This is a genomic window from Rosettibacter sp. KY25 (assembly GCF_057554405.1).
The window spans coordinates 12,341-35,178 of the sequence record NZ_BAAJAO010000007.1 but is presented as its reverse complement, the minus strand read 5'-3'; the positions used below and the strand labels follow the sequence as shown (position 1 = coordinate 35,178).

The following is a 22,838-nucleotide window of genomic DNA, read 5'->3' as shown; positions in this document are numbered from 1 at the left end:
TGCCTGCGGCACAATCTTGTAATTTTGTAATTATGTAAAACTATAAATTTCTTCAATTCAATAATTTCTTAAATAATCAATTTTTATATTCCAAAAGATAAATTCTCGCATCGGCCGGCATTCCTGCTTTTAATTCAAAATTGGGATTGGGAATTTTTATTTTTACTTCGAAGACGAGTTTTGTTCTTTCATCTTTTGTTTGAATATTTTTGGGCGTGAATTCTGCTTCGGGTGAAATGTAAATCACTGTCCCTTTATAAACTTTGTCTTTGAAAGAATCTACTCTTACTTCTGCTTTTTGTCCGAGTTTAATTTTTCCTAAATCTGTTTCCGAAACATAAATTGATAATTTTACTTCTGATAAATCTGAAACTTTAACAAGTGAAGACATCATTGAAACTGTTTCGCCTACTTCAACAAATTTTTTAACAATAAATCCATTAACAGGCGAGGTAACAAAACAATCACGAATATTTTTTTCAATTAATCCTACAGCTGCTGCAGCTTTTTCGTAGTTGGCTTTTGCTTGTGCTATTTCTTCGGGACGAGCATAATTTTTTACTTTGTTATATAATTCTTTTGCTGAATTTAATTGTGCAAGAGCAACTTCGTATCGAGTTAATGCTTCTTCGTATTGTCTTCTGTTTATCGAATTTGTTTGATATAAATTTTCCATTCTGTCTTTATCATTTTTAGCAAGTATAAAATTTGCCTCTGCTTGTTTTAAAGATTCTTCTGCTTGTTTGATATCTTCCTTGCGTGCACCTTTTATCAATAAATCATATTGAGCTTTTGCGATGTCACGATTTGCAATAGCCTGCTTTAGTTGTAGCAATAGTGTTTCCTGGTCAATAATTAAAATTGTATCGCCTGAAAAAACTTTATCTCCTTCATCTTTGAGTATTTTTATTACTTTGCCTGCGACCTGTGAGCTTATAATCACTTCTGTAGCTTCTATAGTGCCGGATTCTTCAATATAATTGTGATTATTTCTGCTGCAGTTGTTGATAATTAGAAGTGTAATTAACAAGAAAAATTTGTTGCACTTAACTGCAAAAAAATTATTCATCTTCGAAATCATGCTGAACCTGCTTTTTATTTTTTAAGAGTTTGTTATAAACTTTTTTCCCTTTTTCTGTTAATATTCCGTTAAATAATATTTTTAATGTTGAATTAATTGCTTCGCTTATCGAAAAGTTATTGTTCATGATGAAATCCGGATTAATAACCGATTGAATTGCACTCATAAAAACATTAATTATAATTTGATGAGGCACATCAATGATATATCCTTCTTTAATTCCTTGAGAAAAAATTATTGATATGTTTTTATTCAAAAGTTTTTGTCTGAATGAATCAATTTCTTTCCATAATGCAGGCATATAAAGTCTTATATCATTAAGCCATCGTTCACTCATTCTGCTTATGCCAATTTCTTTCAATATATTGATAATTGAAACAATTTTTTCAACTGAATGGAGTTCGCTTTTTACGACCGATTCAATTTCTTTTTTGATTTGCTGCATGAAAGAATAAGCAGTTGACTTAACAAGTTCTTCTTTTGAGGCGAAATGTTTATAGATAGTCTTTTTGCTCATTCTTAAAGAAGAAGCAAACTCGTCCATGCTGATTTTATAAAAACCTTCACGGAAAAATATTTCTTGTGCATGTGCTAATATCTTCTCTTTATCATTCATTGGGAATCAGAAAATTCTTTTGGCAAAATATATGCAATAGGAAACTAAAGAATCAAATATTAGTTTCTGTGGTTTTCAATAATTATGGATGATTATCTGGGAATAAAGGCTTTACACCAACAAATCTGATTACAGCGGCTTCTCCTTTGTGTCCCCTTCCTTCGTTCAGAAAAATTTTTTCTTTTGCAAAAATTTCAAAATCAAGCTCAATAAAATCTTCTGTAATTTCTTCAAGTGAGTAAAGAAGTGATTCTTCTTTTGGACCCCCAGAATTGTATTTCAATTGCTCTTTTTCAAATACTTCAATTATTATTTTACCGGATGGTTTGAGTGCATCAATAATTTTTCTATGAACTGATTTTCTGAGATTTTCATCAAGATGTAAATAAAAAATTCCAGCAGCATCATAATGATTTGAATTTGGGATAAATTCTGCAATATCATTAATTATGTAATTTATTTTAACATTATTTTCATCAGCAAGATTTAAAGCTTTTTTTCTTGCTTCTTCGCTGAAATCTATTGCATCTACTTCCCAGCCAAGTTTTGCAGCATAAACTGCATTTCTTCCTTCGCCTTCACCAAGAAATAAAATTTTTCCTGGAGATATTTTTTGAAGTTCTTGTTTTAAAAATTCGTTTGGTTCTTTGCCATAAATGTATTCATTAATTGAATATCGTTTATTCCAGAGTTCTTTCATTTTGCATTTACCTTGTTTGATGCTCTGAGCTAACTTTTTTATTTTTGCATATGAAATATAATAGAAGTTTGCTTTGATTAACACAGATAAAATAATTATAGTTGGCGACCGTGTTTTAATTAAGCCGGAAGAAAATCTTGAAAGAACAAACAGCGGTCTTTATTTGCCCCCCGGCGTTCATGAAAAAGAAAAAGTTCAAGGGGGTTATGTTATTAAAGTTGGTCCTGGATATCCAATCGGAATTCCTGTTGATGATGATGAGCCATGGAAAGAACGTAAATCAATTAAATATTTTCCTCTTCAGGCAAAAGAAGGAGATTTTGCTTTATTCCTCCGCAAAGATGCTATTGAAGTCGAAATTGAAAAACAAAAATTTGTGATTGTAAATCAATCTGCAATTCTTCTACTTTACAGAGATGAAGAGCTATTGAGTTAATTTTATTTCATAAATTTTCTGAAATCCAATCAAATTCTCATTTTCAATTCCAACCATCTTTTTATAATTTTATTATAAAGAAAAAACAACCTCGGGGTAATGATGAAAGTTTTATTTAGACTTCCGCTGATTCTAATTTTATTGATATGTCTTTTTGCGGGTGAATTTAATGCTCAACAAAAAAGAGCAATGACACCCGAAGACCTCTGGGCAATGAAAAGAATCGGAAGCTTTGATGTTTCGCCAGATGGAAAAACAATCGCATTTACAGTTACTTCTTATGACATCGAAAAAAATAAAGGCAACTCAGATATTTGGCTTATTGATTCTGACGGCAAAAATTTAAGACCTCTTAAAAATTCTGAAGAAAATGAAAGTAATCCAAAATTTTCTCCTGATGGGAAATTAATTTCATATGAATATAAAAATAATATCTGGTTGTGCGACTTAAATGGTAAAAATGATGTTCAACTTACAAATCTTTATACTGGTGCTTCGGGATTAGTTTGGTCAAAGGATGGTAAGAAAATTTTGTTTGTTTCAGAAGTATATCCTGAATGCAATGGCCAAAATTGCAATGAACAAAAAGATAAAGAAAAAGAAGAAAGCAAAGTCAAAGCAAAATTAATTACAGAACTAATGTTTCGTGCATGGAACAGATGGCGTGATGAAAAAAGAAGTCATTTATTTTTATATGATATCGAAAAGAAAGAATATTATGATTTAATATTAAATACAAAATATGATGTACCACCGATTGATTTAGGAAGCAGTCAGGATTATACATTTTCTCCTGATGGAAAAGAAATTGCATTTGTGATGAATACAGATAAAGTAGTTGCAACAAGTACGAATAATGATATTTTCATTGTAAATATTTCTGATATTAAAAGTGGCAAAGCAGCACCTTACAAAAAAATTTCAAAAAGTTTAGGAAATGATAATCAACCTGTCTATTCTCCTGACGGAAAATATATTGCATTCCGTTCAATGGCTCGTGCTGGATTTGAAGCTGATAAGCAGGATATAATTCTGTATAACAGAACAACAGGCACTTTAAGAAATTTAACGGAAAAAATTGATTTATCGGTTGGACAAATAGTTTGGTCACCCGACAGCAAATACATTTACTTTGATGCAGCAAATCAAATTTACAATTCTATTTATAGAATAAATGTTGAAACTGGTGATTTGTTAACATTCGTTAAAGATGGTGTAAATGAAGAGATGATTATTTCACAAAATGGTGAAGTAATATTTTTTAAGAGACAAAAAACAACAATGCCTTCTGAAATATTTGCACTTAAAACTAATGGGGGAGGGATTGAGCAGATAACAAAATTAAATAATGATTTGCTTTCACAAATAAAATTTAATGACATAGAGACATTCTGGAGTGAAGGTGCTGGCGGTGCAAAAGTTCAATCAATTTTAATTAAACCTCCGTTCTTTGATTCAAAGAAAAAATATCCAATGATATTTTTAATTCATGGCGGACCGCAGGGACATTGGTCAGACGATTTTCATTATCGATGGAATTTACAAATGTTTGCAGCAAAGGGTTATGTTGTTGTTGCACCAAATCCAAGAGGCAGCACGGGTTATGGACAAAAATTTGTTGATGAAATTTCCGGCGACTGGGGCGGCAAAGTTTATATTGATTTGATGAATGCATGCGATTATGCAATAGACAATTTCAAATTTATTGATGCCAAAAATACTTTTGCTGCTGGAGCTTCTTACGGCGGTTATATGATTAACTGGATTTTAGGTCACACAGATAGATTCAGGGCATTAGTTTCACATGCTGGAGTTTATAATCTTGAAAGCATGTATGGAACAACAGAAGAACTCTGGTTCCCTGAATGGGAATTTAATGGCACTCCATGGACAAACAGAAAATTATATGAATTATGGTCGCCGCATCGTTATGCAGATAATTTTAAAACGCCGACATTGGTTGTTCATGGTGCAAATGATTTTAGAGTACCTGAAGGACAGGCATTTGAACTTTTCACTACTTTACAACGAAAAGGTATACCGAGCAAGTTATTATATTTTCCTGATGAATATCATTTCGTCACCAAACCTCAAAATTCATTATTATGGTGGAAAACAATTTTTGATTGGTTCGAAAATTATAAGGAGAAATAAATATGTCGTACGAATTTTATGACAGAGACCTTAAAGAACTTAGCACGGTAAGTTCAGAAAAAGAATTTCAGGAGAAGTCCGATTACATTGAAGAAAATTTGTGGACAAAATTAGAAAAAGTTGGAAACAAAATACGCTTTGCAAAAGAAGTTAAAGCACTCTACAGATATATGAAAGATAAGAGTGTATCATGGTATCGCAAGTCGATTGTTATTGGTGCATTAATTTATTTCATAACACCAATTGATGCTATACCGGATTTAGCGCCTCTTATCGGTTACCTTGATGACTTAGGAGTTATTACAGCAGTAATTAAATTTCTTGGGCATGAATTGATGGGGTATTATGATTGATTAAAAATTTAGAATGTATATTTTGTGATTAACAGCTAAGGCATTAAGAGTTTAACTCTATCTTTTTATTTTTTTTTAATTAACTAGTATACTAATTCATTAATTGACAGATAACTGCGATATTTTTTTTATTATTATTTATCAATTGCAAGGTAGTCTAAAGTAATTATTCAATAAAGGTTTCATTTTAATTTTTGAACAGCTCTGTGAATAACAGCACAAAACATTTGATTGTTCACTAGCGTTTATGCTTGGTGATTCAAAATGGATTTTATCAAGTTCTTTTCTGACCGCTGATATAAAATTCTATAACCAGCCTTCTTTTATTAATATTTCCTCAATATTCTTCTTAAGCTCTGGTATTTCTTTAACTATTGTTTCAAATACAATTTTATAATTTACTCCGAAATATTCATGAATAAGTTTATCCCGCATTCCAGCTATTTCTTTCCATAAGATAGAAGTATATTTTTCTTTAAAATCCTGTGGTAGATTTTTTACCGCTTCTCCTATAACCTCAAGACTTCTAACAGAGGCTCTAATAATAACTGGATCTCTAATAAATTCTTCGTACTTCATGTTTTTAAAAGTTTCATTAAGAAAATTACACTCTTCAAGAATATGTTCAAGATATGGTTTTGCAATTTTCATAATGCAGTAACTTCTCTGATGTAGGGTTTTACATAAGAACTTATACCTTCTTCTGTCAGCAGGTCAACCTTCGTGTTAAGTAATTTAGATAATTCTTCTTCTATATGGATAAGTTCTATAAGTGTTGGTGTTTTTCCAAATTCAACAATTAAATCAATATCACTTTTTTCTGTTTGATTCCCTTCGGCATAAGAACCAAAAATTTTAACACTTCTGATGTTATAGTTACTTCTTAGTATGTCCTTATGCTTTTTTAGTATATCAATAATTTCTTGAAGTGTTTTCATAAATTTTTTCATTTACTTATCAATAAAAATAAATTAATTCATAAATATTTTTTACAATAATAAAGTATTTTTTCTAAATACAATTTATATATTTTTCTCTTATCATTTTATTTTAAACTTTTTACCTTATCTATTCTCATACAAGCTATGGCAGTTTATTTTTACAGAAGTAGCTATATTTTTAGTTTCTTATTTTATTGGTTTAAACATTAGATTAAGAAAATTATTTATAGAATTTTTCGATAACATAAAAAATTATTATTGATAAAAATTTTTCTTGACAATTCCCCCCCCCATATTATATTTAAGCAGCAAAAAATGTTATTTTACAAGAGGGTAATGTGATGACATTTTTTGAGGGTATAAAATTCAAAAAGTATCCATTAATTAAACAATATAACCAAATCGATTATAAAATCTGTATAACTTTTTATAATTCTAAAATTTTTTATAGAATTTTATATAGATATTTTTCTAATTAGAAGAAGAGCAAAGATATTTTGGATATTATAAGAAAAATTCTTGCTAAAACTATTCTCATTTATGGATATTAATAATAAAAGCATGCTTTGTTCTATTAAAAATTATTCAAATAATAATTAATAACAGAACATTAAATACAATTAAAAGTTAATAATAAGTTTGTAAAAAAATGAAGAATTTACTTTTTGGGGTTGTTTATTATTTAATTTCTGGATTACTTCTTTTCTCAGGGATAAGTAAAATATTAGAACCTCAGCCAATGCTTGATTCAATAAAAGTAATAATTAATACGAATGAAGAATTACAAATTGCAGCAGCTACACTTTAACCAGTTGTCGAAATAGTTCTTGGGATAATGCTTTTACTTAAAAAAAATATTAAAGAATCGATAACAGCTGTTACGATTTTATTTGGGTTCTTTTTTCTCATTAGCGTTTATGGTAGTGTTATTGGATTAGATAATGACTGCGGATGTTTTGGAAAAGCCATTGAGAATAAATTCGGGATAGGTATGATAATCAGAAATGTTTTTATTCTATTTATTTCTATTAGTTTAAGAATTTATATAAATGAATACCAGCTTAATGCTGGTGAATAATAATAACAAATAAAAAGGAGGTGAAAAATGAAGAAGTTAATTCTCATTGTTCTTTTCATTATAGGGGTGCTTTTTATTTTAGAAAGCAAAGTAACAATGGCTAAAACTGAGCCATGTCATTATTATCTTGATTTAGATAAAGAAGTGTGTTGTAAACGAGGGGATAACTGTTGCGGTCCACTTTGTTAAGAAAATTAATTTTAATATTTATGCCTTTGGGGTTTTTCTTAAAAGTAATGAATGACTGCAGTATAATAATAACTGCAGATGTTTATAATAAATAAATAACAGGATTAATATGAGAAGATTTTTAATAGCATTACTAATAATATTAATCACGGTTAAATGTTCAACAAAAAAAGATGATATCTACATATCAAACTACGAAGATAAATATGAACTCCAGGTTATTGATACTCTTACATATTATTACAAAGATTCGCTTTTTATAGGCCGCATTCATGATATTCAACTTATAGGCGATAAAATTTTAATATCAGATTTTTTTCTAAAAAAAATTTGGGTATTCTCAAATAAATTAGATTTATTAAAAGTAATAGGCCGCGAAGGTAAAGGTCCTGGTGAATATAGTTATGCACCGAATATTATTTATGATAGTAACTATATTTGGCTTTCTTCAGGAAGAATTATTGATAAATATAATAGGAATTTAGAATTTATAAAGAGAATGCAGCTTCCAAAGGAATTAATATACAGGCCATATACTCCAATTTGTATTGGAGACTTTTTTATATTTAATGTATCATTTCCATACTCAATCGTAGAAAAATCTTATTATGAAAAGTTTAAGCCCTTTATAAAAATTGATACAGCTCTAAGTAACTATGTGAATTTTGATGACTGGGACGAGAATTATTTTAATGATGAATTAGAAGGTTATACTCGAGAACAGGATGAATCACTTGTAACCAAAAAAGATGAAAATCATTTTTTTACAATTCAAGGGGCTACTTATTACATTAAACTTTATGATAAGAATCTAAATGTTCTTAGGCATTTTGGAAGGAAACCAAATAAGTATAAAGATCCTCCGAAATTAAAAGCGAGAGATACACAGGCATCCGTTGAAGCTAATGCAAAATTTCATTCCAATATAACAAGATGGCATAATTTAAAATATGATACTTACGAGAAAAGATTGTATTTAGGTTATACCAATCTTTTTGAAGATTTTTATTTATACAGGTCACTTATGAGAGGAGAACATTATTTAGAGGTATTTGATGAAAACTACAATGTAATTTATGATGATAAATTACCGGGTATTTTGGCTTTTGTTAATAACGGTATGATTTATGTCATTCATAAAGAGGATCCAAAATTTTTGAAGTTGTTAGTATGTAGATTAAGGGAGAAGAATGATGATAAATAAAATCACTAAAAAATTGGTGATGTTTAAGAATGATATTGTATATATATCTTTAATCGTTTTATTAATATTAGCTTATTTCACTATTACTAGACCTTCTAATAATCGATTAATAAATCAATATCAAGATTCTGTCAAGTCGTTTAAAAACGACATAACAATAAAAGAATACCTTGAGGGTAAAAATTTAGAAGAAATTATTGGCGACGATTCAAAAAAAATATTAGAAAGCTCGTCAAATAAAAATTATTTTTTGTTGATTATACTTAATAATTTCACATGCTATTCGTGTATAAAATTTCATTTGGAAGAAATAGAACAATTGAACAGAAAAGGCATGCCGGTTTATGCAATAGCATTCAACAAAAATCAATTAATAAAGTCGTTTATCAGCAAAGCTGTTTGCATTGAAACCGATAAAAATAATATTAAATTTCCATTCAGTTATGAACTATTAGTTTTCCTAATCAATAAAGAGGGAAATATAATAAAAAGCTGATGCTGCAGATAAAAATAATTATTTAAAATCAATAAGCTTTTATAAGATTATAGAAAGGTATATTAATAATATGGTTAATTGACAATTAAATGATATTATCAAGTACAATCTTTTTACTAAAGAAGGATAAATATTAAAATCTATGGTGGGGCACAAAATTAAGAATATAATTTGTTGGTTTGCTTATTATTTAATTTCTGGATTACTTCTTTTCTCAGGGACAAGTAAAATATTAGAACCTCAGCCAATGCTTGATTCAATAAAAGTAATAATTAATACGAATGAAGAATTACAAATTGCAGCAGCTACACTTTTACCATTTATCGAAAAGGGGTATTATTAGTGAACGGGGGAAATAGTACTTTTTTCGCAAAACAATTAGCCTCAAACAGAATTCATCATATAGGAAAAGATTTTAGAAAGATTAAAACATTTGGGACTGAAGCCAAAATTTTTTAAAGTACCGCCCAATATTCCCATTGAAGATGTAATGAAATCTCTTGATGCTACAGCTGATTTTGGTTCGAAAACAACCTGGTTCAGGAATATTGGTTATGATGAAACGAATAGATCCTTGATATTATACAATGTTAATCTCTACAAAGAATCGTAGTACAATAGGTCTATGTTAAATGGAGAGCGTTATTTATAAATTTATAACTCTAATTATGATTGTATATTTGATGACAAAGTAGAAGGTATATTGCTTATGTTGCTAATGGTCATATCTATTTATTAACTGAAGAAAATACAGATTATATTAAAATAAAATTTATAAACTGGTAAAAATATAATAAGAACTTAGCAGAAAACATTGAATGATTTCATTTACAATAAATTTTTTAACAATACTTGAACAAGTATAGTTTATTGTTGAAAAAAATTAAAGAGTATATCAACTGAATTTTTAGAAAATATTTTACAATTTTATAAAAAGAATTAAATAAGTTGATATAAACTTAACTTTGAAAATTAGCTTAATTAGCATACGGAGACCTGTTACAACTGCAATGTTTTTCACAGGCATTGCACTGTTAAGTATTTTTGCTTTTTCAAATATTGGTGTCGATTTATTACCAAATATTAACATCCCTCACCTAATAGTACAAACCACTTATATAAATTCAACCCCAGAAGAAGTAGAAAAACAAATAACAGAACCTCTTGAATCAGCTATTGTTACAATACCAGGAATTAAAAAGATAACTTCTGTATCAAAAGAAGGTATGTCGATAATCAGTATAGATTTTGTTTGGGGCACTGATATTAAATATGCAATTCTATCTCTTCGTGAAAAACTTGATAATGTTAGCATATTGTTGCCAAAAGAAGCAGGAAGACCAACAATTATAAGAACAGATCCATCAGCAGCACCAATACTTTCTATTGTATTATCATTTAATGAAAAAGAAACAGATAGTACCGAGAAAAAATTTTTGTCAACATTTCATCATGATGAAGAAGCGAAAAGATATTTCAATGTTTCTAATCCTGAATTTGTTGACCATAATTCTCCACAAGAAGAAATCCAGAGATTAATAAATCTTAAAGAAGCAGGCAGGATTATTTTTAAAAGGAGATTTGAACAGATAGAGGGAATAGCTCAAGCAGTTATAACAGGTGGTCTTGAAAGAGAAATTCTTGTAAATGTTGATCCAGTAAAAATGAATTCATACAATATTACTTTTAATGATATTGAAAGAACCTTATATGCATCAAATATCAACATAATAGCTGGCTCAATAATGAAAGGATTTTCTCGATTTTCATTGAGAATACTTGGTGAATTCCAAAATGTAAATGATATTAAAAATACAATTGTTAAAAGAAATTATGATGGAAGCGCAATACTTTTAAAAGATATAGCAAGTGTAAGTGAAAACTTTAAAGAACGTGAAGGATTAACCCGTTATAATGGATATGAAGCTATCGGAATTTTGATTTATAAAGAACCCGATGCAAATACAGTATCAATTGTACAAAAAGTGAAAGAAACTATAAACTCTCTGCATAAGGAATATCCGGAGTATAAATTATTGATTGTTTCTGACCAATCGGGATTTATTGAGCAAGCAATATCAAATGTTAAGCAAGAAATTTTTTATGGTGGAATTTTAGCAGTTGTAGTTCTTTTTTTCTTCTTAAGAAATGTAAAACATATATTAATTATTGGAATTACTATTCCAGCTTCTTTATTTATTACAGTTCTTCTTTTATATCTTTTTAATATCAGTTTCAATATAATATCATTAGGAGGAATTGCGATTGGAATTGGTATGTTGCTTGACAATGCAATAATTGTAATTGAGAATAATTCCAGATACAGAGAATTGGGGGATTCAAACCGACTGGCAGTTATTAAGGGAACAAGCGAAGTTTCAATGCCGATAGTTGCCTCAACTCTTACAACTATTGCAGTATTTCTTCCTCTAATTTTTGTAAGTGGTATTGCCGGTGAATTATTTAGAGACCAATCTTATGCAATAGCATTTTCACTTTTATCCTCAATCATAACTGCATTAACGCTTATTCCAATGCTCGATTCAATAAGCAGTTTTAAACTAATTAATAACTTTGAAAAGTATCAAAACATTCATTCATTTATAAAAGAATCAATAAAGCATGATTCAATATCTCGTTGGTTATTATTTCCTCTTATTGTAGTAATTAAATTTATACAGTTTGTTGCTGGTTATACTTATTTACAAGTAATTAATTTTTTAAATAAAAGATTTAACTTGTTTTTCAATGCTGCAGAAAATTTTTTGAAATATACCATTGATAAATATGAAAGATTATTAGAATGGTCGCTTGAACACAAAAAAGCAGTTTTAACAATAACTTTTTTGCTGATTATTGTTACAATAATTGCACTTATAAATATGAAGAAAGAATTCATCCCTCCATCTGAAATGGATGAATTCATAATGGAAATTGAATATCCAACAGGCACATCATTGAAAGGGAATGCAGAGAATACTTCAATAATTGAAAAAAATATATTGTCAATGCCTCATGTAAAGGCTATAGTTTCTAATATTGGTAGAGTAAATGATTTTGATTTTTTAAATAAGGAAATGGTTTCTGTAAATAAAACAAGTTTCATTATCAAGCTCGATTCTTACAAATTCTATAAAGAAGTTCAAGAAAAATTAAGAACCATACTTAAAAATGTTAAAAGTGTTAAATATTCATTTAAAGAAGTAAAAACAAGTTATTCTATGGTTATTAATCCTTCTGAAAATGATATAGCAATAAAAGTTAAGAATAAGGATATAAATAAAGCATATGCAAAAGCAGAATTATTATTAAATAAAATTAATGCTGCGAGAATTAGTGGACTAAAAGATTTAAGAATTGCAATCGATAAAGGTAATCCTGAATATACAATAACTATTGATAGAGATAAATGTATTGTATATGGATTAAGTGCAGAAGAGGTTGCATATCAAATTCGAAATATAACAAGAGGGACAATAGCTGCTTCTTTTTCTTCTTTTGATAAAAAAGTGGGAATTAAAGTAGTAATATCAAATAACAACATTACAGATATAAATTCTGTGCTTAATAGTTATTTAATTAACAAGAATATGAAAATACCAATTAAAAATCTGGTAAATTATTCGTTTGGTTATAATTACAATGAAATCTGGAGAGAGGATCAATCAAGAACTCTTTATATTTATGCTAAAGTTGACAATATAAGTATAGATAAAGCAATCAATAAAATAGAAAATATAATTTCAAAAATTCCTAAATCTAACAATGAAATAATTTTGGTTGGTGGAATTAACGAGGAAATAAATGAAGCTTTTTCAAAACTTTATGTTGCATTAATAATTTCTGTTTTATTAATGTATATGATTTTAGCATCAGAATTCGAATCATTTTTATATCCTTTTATTATTTTATTCTCTGTTCCTTTAGGATTAATTGGGGGTATACTTTTACTTTATATTTTTGGAGAGAGCATAAGCATTATATCTGTTATTGGTTTATTAATTTTAATAGGAATAGCCGATAATGACGCGGTAGTTAAAATGGAATTTATTTTACGAAAACGAAAAGAGGGTTTATCTGTAAAAGAAGCAATTATTGAAGCTGGTAAAGATAGATTTAGACCAATTGTGATGAATTCATTTACCGTTATTTTTGCATTAATTCCAATGATGATTGGAATTGGCGCAGCAACTCAACTAAGAGTTTCCATTTCTCTTGCAATAGCTGGGGGATTAATTACATCAACTTTTCTAACATTGATTATTATTCCTGTTCTTTATACTTATGTTGATAAATTATCGCAGCAATATAAAAAATTATAACTGAGTTTGAGGTTAAAATGAAAATTAAGTTATGGATTGTAGTTATCTCAATTATTTCTGTTTCAGTTATATTTTTAATGATTATTCTGTTCCGAAGTTCAGTCAATGAAAAAATTGATGAATCTGTAAATGTTAATTATGATAAACTTAATGAAGTAGTTTTTGATGTAAAAACAGAAAAAGTCAAGAAAGGAGATTTAATTCTATATGTTAATGCTAACGGTCTTATAAGAGCGTCAGAAGAACTTGATTTGACTTCGAATGTGAGCGGCATAATAAGTTATCTTAATATTTACGAAGGTAAACATGTAAAAAAGGGTGATTTACTAATAGGATTGGATGATCGTGAATATGAAATTGCATTAAATGATGCTATTGCAAAAGTAACAGATGCAAAAGTTGAATACGGCTTTTTAGTTAGGGAATATTCTAATGATACAACTATAAATCCAAAAGCTAAAGAATATTTGGAGCAACTTAATAAACTTGAAAAGGATTATGCTGAAGGTAAAATTGATGAAACAAAATACAACGATTTGAAAAATGAGCTTGATATGAAATTAATATTTACTGGTGCAAAAAGAGAAGAAGTTATACAAAGTAGAAGTGGTCTTACTAGTGCAATAAATGCTTATAAACGAGCAAGATTGAATTATGAGTTTACAAAAATAAAAGCTCCATTTGATGGAGTTATAGGAGATTGTGATTTGGTGGTAGGTCAAAGAATTCAAGCAGGGCAAAAACTTTGCAAACTATTGAATAATTCAGCTCTTAAAATTGATGTTGGAGTACTCGAAAATGATATCCCTAGAATTAATATTGGGAAAAATGCGTTAATAGAAATTCCTTCTTTATCTTCAGAAAAATTTAATGGTCGTATAATTTATATTAGTCCTTACGTAGATAAAGAAACAAAAACTTGTAAAGTTACAGTATTACTTCAAAATGTTTCAAATAAAATTAAACCAGGTATGTTTGCTAATGTTTTGCTTGAAGTAGATAATCTAAAAGATAGAATATTGATCCCTAAGGAAGCATTACTGATAAGAGATAAGCGCACTTTAGTATTCGCAGTTGAAAATAATCTGGCAAAATGGAAATATGTTAAGATAGGGCAAGAAAATGACCAATACATTGAAATTATTGATGGGTTAAAACCATGTGAAGAAGTTATTGTTGAGGGACATTATACGCTTACACACGATTCCAAAGTAAATGTAATCAAATAAAAAGAAGTTAGTGAAAAAAATATTCTACATATTTTTATCTCGTCCAGTTACTACATTGATGTTTTTATTTGGTGTTCTGTGTGTTGGTATTGTTTCTATATTAAATATACCGGTTGAATTAAGTCCACATGTTGATTATCCAAAATTATCAATTTCAATTTATTGGCAAGGAGCTTCTCCTGAAGCGGTAGAAGCTTACGTAACTTCGCCTGTAGAAGCCGAGCTATCCACAATAATGGGAGTAAAAAAAATCTCTTCTAAATCTTCAGAAGGTCTATCAAATATTTTTATCGATTTTCATCCCAATAGTGATATAAATTTTGCCCGTATAGAAATAAATGAAAAGTTAAATGCACTTAAACATCAATTGCCATTTGGTATTTCAAAACCAGTAGTTTCTTCTTATGTCCCAGAACAGTTAGAGAACTTACAGGGATTTCTTGTTTATTCAATATCTTCAGATAAAAGTGCAAATGAAATAAGAAAATTTATAATTGATAATGTATTGATGCAGCTTAAGTCAATTGATGGTGTATCGAATGTTGAAGTAAGAGGTGGTTCTGATAAAATTATTAATATTATTGTTGATTATGATAAATTAAAAGCCCTTGAAATTACAAATGAAGATATAACCAATGCTGTTAAAGATGCCGAAGTTATTATATCAGCAGGAAAAGTTAATAATCAAAATTATCAATATTATATAAATGTTAGAAATGAAATCCACAATTTGGAGATAATTAAAAATCAAGCAGTAAAAAAATTATCTAACAACCAAACAATAAAAATTAAAGATATAGCAAAAGTATCGGAAGATTTTAAGGAACCTCAATCGTATTACAGAATTAACGGAAAAGAAACTGTTAATTTAATTATAAGTAAGGAACTGGGTGCAAATACTTTTAAAGTTTCAAATGATGTAAAGAAAAAGTTTCAAGAACTCAGTAAAATTTTTCCCTCTGATTTTATTGTTATTAAAGAGCTTGATAAAAGTGAGGAGATGTATGCCGAATTATTCTCTCTTTATCGAAACGGTATTTTATCATTTCTAATCTTATTCATAGTGTTGCTCTTGATTTTTAGAAATTACAAATATCCATTGATAATTATCATTTCTGTTTTCTTTTCCTTAAGTTTTTCTTTTGCACTGTTTTATTTACTTGGACTAACATTAAACATAATTACAATAACATGTTTTATCGTTGGTCTGGGTTTCATAGTTGATAACTCAATTGTTGTTATTGATTATCTCGACAAACATTATAATGGACAAGGAATAAAATATTTAAGTGTATATACCAAAGAAATATTTAATCCACTTCTAACCTCTACTATAATTGTAATTTTTGTTTTTATTCCCTTAATATTTTTTACAGGCGAGTTGAAATTATATTTTAAGCATTTTGCAATTGGCATGGGTTCTAATTTATTTGCCTCTCTCATAGTTTCAATAACCGTAGTGCCCTTTCTTTATCTAAAATCATATAAACCTAATAAGAAAACAGAGTTGTTTCCATCATCTTTAGAGTTTATTAATAACCAGTATAAAAAAATTGTAAGAATGATTATTCGTTTTAAGAAGCTAAGTTTAACATTTCTTATCTTGATAATTGGGCTGCCTGTTTGGTTAATACCCGACAGGATTGAAACACCATTTATTGGCAAAGTATATAATTTAATTTTTGATTCAGAATTTTATCATGAAATAAAACCATTTTTAAATTATGCATTAGGTGGATGTTTGAATTTATATTTTAATCATATATCAAAAGGGGAAATCTGGAGTTATGGCGAAGAAACTTATATTTATGTTAGACTTGAACTTCCTAATAGCAATAGAATAGAAAGAATAAATAAACTTTGTAAAGATTTAGAGAACGATATATTGCAATATAAAAGTAATTTTAAAAACCTTATAGCCAATGTTATTGATGAAGAAAATGCAGTAATTAGAATAGAATTTGATAAAAATCAAGCTAATACATCTTTTCCCTATATTCTAAGAAATTATATTACTGCGTATACAGCTCAACTTGGGGGTGTAAATTCGTATGTTTATGGTTTTGGTCCTGGGTTTTCAAATGCAGAAGGTATTTCATACAGTCCATTTAATGTTGTAGTAAAAGGTTATAATTATGAAAAAGTAAAATCTCTTGCCGAAGAATTTAGAAATAAGATTATTGTTAATCCTCGAGTGGATAATGTTGATATTGATAAATCAGAAATTTTATGGTCTCCCGAGAATTATGAAATTATTGGAGAAGTCGATAGGGAAAAATTGAAAGCATATAATATTACATTAGCAGAAATATTTTTTGTTATTACAAAAAATATTGAAGGTGTTTTTAATGATAATAAATTTAGGATAGAAAATAATCAGGTCGAATATCAAATCAAGTTTTCAAATTATAATAAAGTTCAATTAGAGGAACTAAAAAATATTATACTAAAGGATTATAACGGAAAGAGTTTCAAAGTGAAGGATATAATTAATTTTTATGAAAGGAAAATTCTTTCTACTATTAATAGAGAAGATCAGCAATATGTTAGATACATTAGTTTCGAGTTCAAAGGACCTTATTATTACGGCAAGCAATTTCTTCAATCGACATTAGCAAATATCGATATTCCGCCTGGTTTTACAATTGAACAGGTAGATTTCCCAATTGTATTAGAATTAAAAAATGAATATGACATATTGAAGATATTTTTGGCTGCGGGAGTGATAATATTTATGATTTCTTCTTCCTTTTTTGAATCTTTAAAAAATTCTCTGATAATTTTTTCTGCTATTCCATTTGCATTTTTAGGTTCAATTTTTGTTTTCTGGTTATTTAATTTTAATATAGAAAGAGGGGCTTATTCAGGTATGCTTCTTTTAATGGGACTAACTGTAAACAGTGCAATATTAATGGTTAATTATATATTAAAAAATCAACAATCAGGAACCATTGAAGAAATAATTACTTTATCAGCAACCAGGCTACGTGCAATTTTAACGATTTCATCTACTACAATTTTTGCTTTGGTGCCTTTTGTATTAAGCTCAGAATCTACTTTCTGGAAAAATCTTAGCTTAAGTATTATCGGTGGTATAATAACATCATCAATTTTTATTGCTTTTTTTGTTCCATTAATTTATTACACTATTGTATTCAGAGAAAAATCTAAAGCAATATAAGCTTTGGTTATTATTTTTTGAACACTAATTTTTTTCTTGACAATTCCCCTCCCCATATTATATTTAAGCAGCAAAAAATGTTATTTTACAAGAGGGTAATGTGATGACATTTTTTGAGGGTATAAAATTCAAAAAGTATCCATTAGTTATGCAGTAAGAGCAAATCAATAGAGATATTACTTCGTTAATATTAGTTTACAAATATAGTTTGCTAACTTTTTGAATATTTTAAATTGACTATTTAGAGGGGAATAATAAAAATTGATTAGGCAAAATTAATAGGAGGTATAAATGACTTTTATTAGTTTAATATTAATTATACTTGGAATTTTATTAATTTACAAAAAGAGAGCAATTAGATTTAAGACAAAATTTTTAATGTATGTATATATAAGCATTAGTATAATAATATTAATTACTGGTATAATAACAGCAACAAAAGAATTTGTAGACGGTTTTTATGAGGGTTGGAAATACTATTCAAAATAATACTTTTAGAGAAAGTAATTAAATATAAAATTAGGAATAAATCTAATTATATTGCTCTTATAACAGATGTAACTGATCAAATTTAATTATAATAAATAATCATTATCAAGACAATAGGTTAGAAGATAAAATCTGGGAAAAGGCAACTTATTTGTTATGTAATGCTGCATTTATCCAATTGGGTGCGTGGAATGTTTTAGCGTTTGGTTTAGCAGGTGGTCCTGTAGACTTATGGGGTGGAATAATAGCAGGTGTTGTAATTTCTGCAATAGCTGTTGCTGTATGTTAATAATATAAATAGACTTTATTATTTTACAGAAGGGGGAAATGGATAACTTAAATAAAATATCAAAATATTTTTGGATTACAATAGCATCAATTTATACATTGATATTTTCTTATATCATGTTTCATTATTCAGTATTTTCTGGTATAATCGCATTAATGCCCTTTATAACAATAATTGTTTCTCAGTATATTGAAAAAAGATTTAAGAAGGAATGTAATTTATTACATTAAAAACATTCAAGAATATATATTTATTAATTTTATTTCTTTTTTAATATTTATATCAGCTTTAAAATTTCTTGATGCAACTTTTTTCTTAATTAAAGTTCTTCTTTTTTGTTTAATGACTATTGTTGGGATATTCACTACTTATTCTTTGCTTAAGGTTACTAAAAATCAATTAAATATACGAGAATGGAAGTATTATATCGTTCATTTAACCTTTTCCTAGAAGTAGAATAATATATGAGAATAAAATTTCCAGGCTGCCAAGAACAACTTCTTGGGACTTTTTATTTTTAATACTTTCTCATTTACAACAACACTCCATAATAACTTCCCCAATGCAGCAGGGGAAATTATTAACTAAATTAATGGGGGTGTAAAATGAAAAAATTAAATGTTGAGAAGGTATCAAATACTATTGGGGGCGGCTGGGTATCATGGGTGAGTTGTGGTTTATCTGTAGCTGGGGTTATTGGATCAGCAATGTCCGTTACTTCACCTGCAGCGATGGCAGCAATAATCTTTTTACGTGTATCAATTATCAGCGCAGAAATAAGTTGCGGTGAAGCAATCTTTGGATAATAAGTAAAATTAATGGTAATAGGCTAGTGCAGCTCTGTACTAGCCTAACGCCCACTTAATGATGAAATTTTCAAAATTACTTTATTTAATTCAGTTAAATATGCTTTTAAGCAAGAGGGATAAATATAAAAATATCCCCTTCGCTTATTTTTTATTCACGCTTATTTTAGATGTCTCCACCGGAATACTAACTTGGTACATTATTAAGTATGATTTTAATAAAGCTAATTTATGTGTTCTTTTTACCGTTATTTTTCTTCTATATACAATTTTGTCTACACTAAGAATAATTAGGCGTTTGTTTATTGATTTAAGATCCATTAGCCTATTCAGTTTATCAAGCTTAGAAAAGTTTACTTATTTAAATTTATCTATTACTTTTGACTGGAGTATTATGGTGATAATTTTCCCACAATTACTACTAATGTATCTTGTTTTTATCCAACAAATTTACTCTTTAATCATTAGCCTTATAATCACAGTAGTATTTATTTCTGTAATAAATTCAATAATTATCTTTTTGTACTTAGTTGCCAAGATATTTTCCAATATTAATATAATAGCAGGTATTATTCCTTTTGTAATAATTATTTTTCAAATTTTATCACAAACTTTTGGGAACAATGCATTTTTATACTTTCCCATTTCTAATTTTATTGGAATAGCCGCCTACGATATTTTCTCTCAAAATTGGAGTGAATTATTAACAATGGTATGTCTATTAGTGTCAATTTTGATTTTTGTCTACTTAGTTAATTTCTTCTTGCTAAAAAATGATAAGGTGTATCAATAGTAAATTAAAAACATAATAATCTTTTTTCTCTATGTTAAGTATAAAAAGTAAAATTATTCTCTATATAGATTTTTTAATGGTATTGAGAAAAATAAGTTTTTTTTCGTTGTTATTAATGAATTGGACAGCTTTGATAATTTTTTATTTATTGCAAAAAAAATATTATAACTATATTGATGTCTTCCTCGTTTTTATTACTGTTTTTGAATTTAAAAATATATTTTTTGAACAGTTGAAAAGGGCAAATTACGAGCATAAGTTTTATTTAGTTTTACCAATGAAAGTAAGACAAATATTTTATTTAAAAACCATTTCTAGTTTTTATATAAGTTTCATTTTTTTGTTAATATCAGCATTTCCTATATTTTTTTTCAAAATAAACTCTATATCTTTTTTAATTAAAATTATATATTTCTATCTTTCAATAATTCCATATATACTTTTAGCAGGCTTATACGGTTCTATATCTAACACTTACAGGGAAAATCATGCTAATATAGGTCATTATAAAAATAAGATATTCCTTTTCGTCGTTTATCTGTTAGCATCAATACCATATAATATATTTTATAAAATTTTTAACTTTTATTATTTCCCTTTGATTTCAAGTATATTAGGTTTTACTATCCTTTATAAATATATGGACAATAAAATTATTATTGAGGAAATTAATGAACGCAATTGAAATCAAAGAATTAGTAAAAAGCTATAGTAGGGATATTTTAGCACTTAATAAGTTATCATTCTCTGTACCGATCAGTAAAATATTTGGACTTACAGGACCTAATGGTGCCGGGAAAACAACGTTAATTAATATACTTGCTAATATACTTAATTGGGATTCAGGTAAAATTTATATTTACGGGGATGAAATAAAAAGAGAGTCATATACTTACAAAAAGAATATTGGATTTCTTTTACAAGAGTCTTTTCTGATAGAAAAATTGAATTCATATGAATATTTAAAATACGTTTCGGTTATGTACGACATGGAAATTAGTAAAGCCATTCAAAGAATTTCAGAATTAATCCACTTTTTTAGCTTAAAACTAACAGAAAAAAAACTTATTGAAACTTATTCTCAAGGTATGAAAAAAAAATTAGCTTTTGCTGCTGCAATTATTCATAACCCTACACTTCTTATTCTTGATGAGCCATTTGAAAGCGTTGACCCAATTTCACGCAAGAAAATGAAAGACATATTAAAAAGAATGAGAGACAAAGGTGCAACTGTTTTAATTACATCCCACGCATTGGCAGAAGTAGAAGATTTTTGTGATGAAGTTGCAATTATTAACAAGGGTAAAATTGTTTTTCAATCGGAAACAAAAGACATCAGAAACAAAATAAAAAACGAAGTAACAAAAGAAACATATCAATCGCTTGAAGAGATATTTATAGATTTAACCACAGATAAAAATGAAAATGACGAAATGCTTTCATGGTTATAGATAATTAAAAAATCAAACGGTCCAAAATATCAGATTAGCTGGGGTTAATAATTAAGTTTCAAAATGAAGGAACTAAGTGTTGAGCAGATGGAAATAATTTAAGGTGGTAGAACCGGAGGCTTATGGTGGAAAAGGAGTGAATTATTGGTTATGTAATGCCGCGTTTATTCAATTGGGTTTCTGGAATACTTTAGCTTTTGGTTTAGCAGGTTTGACAGGTGCTGGGATTGTAGCAGGTGTTATCATTGGAGTAACTGCAGCTGCAGCATGTTAAAATAAGAGCAAAATTTAATATAAGGGAGCCACTAAAATATTGCTATCCTGGCTCCCAACAATTAGATTATTTTAGGAGGAAATATGATAATAGAAAAAAAATCATTCCATATTTCTTTCTGGTTGTTTATTTGTGTTATTGCTTCAGTACTTATATTAATATATTTAATGAAGGAAAATAAAGGTATTTTACCTGCTTTCATTCCTTTAATAGGAGGTATAATACAAATTACGGTAGCAGAAAAAGTAAGAGGTAAAAATAGTTATTATCCGACAAGTATCCCAGAATATTTAATAACAAATTTACTTTTCTTTTCTCTATTTATTTTTGTGTTATACTCACTAAATGATGATTACTTATTAATTAAAATCGGGGCATTTACTGTTATGACTTTGGTAGGGATATATACAACATTTTTTTTTACTTCTCAGATATAAACAAAATAAACAGACAGAATTGAAGAATTAAAAAAATCCGATAGCATGGGATATCGGATTATCGGTAGTAATCAATTGTCCTTAGCCGCGGGACATTAATTAATAACTAAATAAATGGAGGTGCAAAATGAAGGGACTAAGTGTTGAGCAGATGGAAATAATTCAAGGTGGTAGAACCGAGGCTTATGGTGGAAAAGGAGTGAATTATTGGTTATGTAATGCTGCATTTATCCAATTGGGTGCGTGGAATGTTTTAGCGTTTGGTTTAGCAAGTGGACCTGTAGGCATATGGGGTTAAGCAATAGTGGGTGTTATAATT

General features: G+C 28.1%; 26 protein-coding genes. 21 read left to right on the top strand and 5 right to left on the bottom strand.

Going from position 1 to position 22,838, the window contains the following annotated elements; all coding sequences use genetic code 11:
• Nucleotides 1-76 precede the first annotated feature (76 nt).
• From AC27L2_RS05935 to AC27L2_RS05925, 3 genes are all read right to left on the bottom strand, one after another.
• Complete coding sequence (locus AC27L2_RS05935) at nucleotides 77-1,081, bottom strand: HlyD family secretion protein (RefSeq protein ID WP_487210787.1); 1,005 nt, start codon at nucleotides 1,079-1,081, stop codon at nucleotides 77-79.
• Nucleotides 1,062-1,697 (bottom strand): TetR/AcrR family transcriptional regulator, encoded by a 636-nt coding sequence (locus AC27L2_RS05930; protein WP_487210786.1) that lies wholly within the window; start codon nucleotides 1,695-1,697, stop codon nucleotides 1,062-1,064. The genes AC27L2_RS05935 and AC27L2_RS05930 overlap by 20 nt, the downstream gene beginning before the upstream one ends.
• 82 nt (nucleotides 1,698-1,779) lie before the next feature.
• Entirely contained in the window at nucleotides 1,780-2,397 is a 618-nt protein-coding gene (locus AC27L2_RS05925) for a class I SAM-dependent methyltransferase (RefSeq protein WP_487210785.1), read from the bottom strand.
• A gap of 73 nt (nucleotides 2,398-2,470) precedes the next feature.
• Between AC27L2_RS05925 and AC27L2_RS05920 the strand changes: the two genes are divergently transcribed.
• The 3 genes from AC27L2_RS05920 (at nucleotide 2,471) to AC27L2_RS05910 (ending at nucleotide 5,340) form a co-directional block, all read left to right on the top strand.
• On the top strand, nucleotides 2,471-2,833 hold the full coding sequence (locus AC27L2_RS05920; protein WP_353677818.1) for a co-chaperone GroES: 363 nt from the start codon (nucleotides 2,471-2,473) through the stop codon (nucleotides 2,831-2,833).
• 102 nt (nucleotides 2,834-2,935) lie between these two features.
• Nucleotides 2,936-4,987, top strand: a complete 2,052-nt coding sequence (locus tag AC27L2_RS05915) for a S9 family peptidase (RefSeq protein ID WP_487210784.1) — start codon at nucleotides 2,936-2,938, stop codon at nucleotides 4,985-4,987.
• 2 nt (nucleotides 4,988-4,989) lie between these two features.
• Nucleotides 4,990-5,340 (top strand): YkvA family protein, encoded by a 351-nt coding sequence (locus tag AC27L2_RS05910; protein ID WP_487210783.1) that lies wholly within the window; start codon nucleotides 4,990-4,992, stop codon nucleotides 5,338-5,340.
• A gap of 306 nt (nucleotides 5,341-5,646) precedes the next feature.
• On the opposite strand, the gene AC27L2_RS05905 is transcribed toward AC27L2_RS05910, so the two are convergent.
• Together AC27L2_RS05905 and AC27L2_RS05900 are read right to left on the bottom strand one after the other, a co-directional pair.
• Complete coding sequence (locus tag AC27L2_RS05905; RefSeq protein ID WP_487210782.1) at nucleotides 5,647-5,991, bottom strand: HepT-like ribonuclease domain-containing protein; 345 nt, start codon at nucleotides 5,989-5,991, stop codon at nucleotides 5,647-5,649.
• Nucleotides 5,988-6,278, bottom strand: coding sequence for a nucleotidyltransferase family protein (locus AC27L2_RS05900; protein ID WP_487210780.1), 291 nt, complete (start codon nucleotides 6,276-6,278; stop codon nucleotides 5,988-5,990). The genes AC27L2_RS05905 and AC27L2_RS05900 overlap by 4 nt, the downstream gene beginning before the upstream one ends.
• 652 nt (nucleotides 6,279-6,930) lie before the next feature.
• Here AC27L2_RS05900 and AC27L2_RS05895 point away from each other — a divergent pair.
• The 18 genes from AC27L2_RS05895 to AC27L2_RS05810 all read left to right on the top strand — a co-directional run bounded on the left by AC27L2_RS05895 (nucleotide 6,931) and on the right by AC27L2_RS05810 (nucleotide 22,817).
• Nucleotides 6,931-7,089, top strand: a complete 159-nt coding sequence (locus AC27L2_RS05895; RefSeq protein ID WP_487210779.1) for a hypothetical protein — start codon at nucleotides 6,931-6,933, stop codon at nucleotides 7,087-7,089.
• A gap of 12 nt (nucleotides 7,090-7,101) precedes the next feature.
• Nucleotides 7,102-7,359 carry a MauE/DoxX family redox-associated membrane protein gene (locus AC27L2_RS05890; RefSeq protein WP_487210876.1) on the top strand — a complete coding sequence of 86 codons (258 nt, stop codon included), beginning with the start codon at nucleotides 7,102-7,104 and terminating at the stop codon, nucleotides 7,357-7,359.
• Between the two features lie 27 nt (nucleotides 7,360-7,386).
• Nucleotides 7,387-7,548 (top strand): hypothetical protein, encoded by a 162-nt coding sequence (locus AC27L2_RS05885; protein ID WP_487210778.1) that lies wholly within the window; start codon nucleotides 7,387-7,389, stop codon nucleotides 7,546-7,548.
• Nucleotides 7,549-7,657: 109 nt separating this feature from the next.
• On the top strand, nucleotides 7,658-8,752 hold the full coding sequence (locus AC27L2_RS05880; RefSeq protein ID WP_487210777.1) for a 6-bladed beta-propeller: 1,095 nt from the start codon (nucleotides 7,658-7,660) through the stop codon (nucleotides 8,750-8,752).
• A complete protein-coding gene (locus tag AC27L2_RS05875) occupies nucleotides 8,742-9,248 on the top strand; it encodes a hypothetical protein (protein ID WP_487210776.1) in 507 nt (168 codons plus the stop codon). The genes AC27L2_RS05880 and AC27L2_RS05875 overlap by 11 nt, the downstream gene beginning before the upstream one ends.
• Nucleotides 9,249-9,390: 142 nt before the next feature.
• Nucleotides 9,391-9,591, top strand: coding sequence for a hypothetical protein (locus AC27L2_RS05870; protein WP_487210775.1), 201 nt, complete (start codon nucleotides 9,391-9,393; stop codon nucleotides 9,589-9,591).
• A 147-nt stretch (nucleotides 9,592-9,738) separates the two neighbouring features.
• Nucleotides 9,739-9,861, top strand: a complete 123-nt coding sequence (locus AC27L2_RS05865) for a hypothetical protein (protein ID WP_487210774.1) — start codon at nucleotides 9,739-9,741, stop codon at nucleotides 9,859-9,861.
• A 352-nt stretch (nucleotides 9,862-10,213) separates the two neighbouring features.
• Nucleotides 10,214-13,570 carry an efflux RND transporter permease subunit gene (locus AC27L2_RS05860; RefSeq protein WP_487210773.1) on the top strand — a complete coding sequence of 1,119 codons (3,357 nt, stop codon included), beginning with the start codon at nucleotides 10,214-10,216 and terminating at the stop codon, nucleotides 13,568-13,570.
• Between the two features lie 17 nt (nucleotides 13,571-13,587).
• On the top strand, nucleotides 13,588-14,799 hold the full coding sequence (locus AC27L2_RS05855; RefSeq protein WP_487210772.1) for an efflux RND transporter periplasmic adaptor subunit: 1,212 nt from the start codon (nucleotides 13,588-13,590) through the stop codon (nucleotides 14,797-14,799).
• Nucleotides 14,800-14,809: 10 nt separating this feature from the next.
• Complete coding sequence (locus tag AC27L2_RS05850; protein ID WP_487210771.1) at nucleotides 14,810-17,980, top strand: efflux RND transporter permease subunit; 3,171 nt, start codon at nucleotides 14,810-14,812, stop codon at nucleotides 17,978-17,980.
• Nucleotides 17,981-18,271: 291 nt separating this feature from the next.
• Complete coding sequence (locus AC27L2_RS05845) at nucleotides 18,272-18,469, top strand: hypothetical protein (RefSeq protein WP_487210770.1); 198 nt, start codon at nucleotides 18,272-18,274, stop codon at nucleotides 18,467-18,469.
• A gap of 151 nt (nucleotides 18,470-18,620) precedes the next feature.
• Nucleotides 18,621-18,758 (top strand): hypothetical protein, encoded by a 138-nt coding sequence (locus tag AC27L2_RS05840; protein ID WP_487210769.1) that lies wholly within the window; start codon nucleotides 18,621-18,623, stop codon nucleotides 18,756-18,758.
• A 38-nt stretch (nucleotides 18,759-18,796) separates the two neighbouring features.
• Nucleotides 18,797-18,988: a hypothetical protein gene (locus AC27L2_RS05835; protein ID WP_487210768.1), complete on the top strand. Its 192-nt coding sequence runs from the start codon at nucleotides 18,797-18,799 to the stop codon at nucleotides 18,986-18,988.
• Nucleotides 18,989-19,363: 375 nt separating this feature from the next.
• Nucleotides 19,364-19,564 (top strand): hypothetical protein, encoded by a 201-nt coding sequence (locus AC27L2_RS05830; protein ID WP_487210767.1) that lies wholly within the window; start codon nucleotides 19,364-19,366, stop codon nucleotides 19,562-19,564.
• Nucleotides 19,565-21,028: 1,464 nt separating this feature from the next.
• A complete protein-coding gene (locus AC27L2_RS05825) occupies nucleotides 21,029-21,808 on the top strand; it encodes an ABC transporter ATP-binding protein (protein WP_487210766.1) in 780 nt (259 codons plus the stop codon).
• A 103-nt stretch (nucleotides 21,809-21,911) separates the two neighbouring features.
• Nucleotides 21,912-22,082 (top strand): hypothetical protein, encoded by a 171-nt coding sequence (locus tag AC27L2_RS05820; protein WP_487210765.1) that lies wholly within the window; start codon nucleotides 21,912-21,914, stop codon nucleotides 22,080-22,082.
• 83 nt (nucleotides 22,083-22,165) lie between these two features.
• Nucleotides 22,166-22,519 carry a hypothetical protein gene (locus tag AC27L2_RS05815; RefSeq protein ID WP_487210764.1) on the top strand — a complete coding sequence of 118 codons (354 nt, stop codon included), beginning with the start codon at nucleotides 22,166-22,168 and terminating at the stop codon, nucleotides 22,517-22,519.
• A gap of 127 nt (nucleotides 22,520-22,646) precedes the next feature.
• Entirely contained in the window at nucleotides 22,647-22,817 is a 171-nt protein-coding gene (locus AC27L2_RS05810; RefSeq protein WP_487210763.1) for a hypothetical protein, read from the top strand.
• The last annotated feature ends 21 nt before the right edge of the window (nucleotides 22,818-22,838 follow it).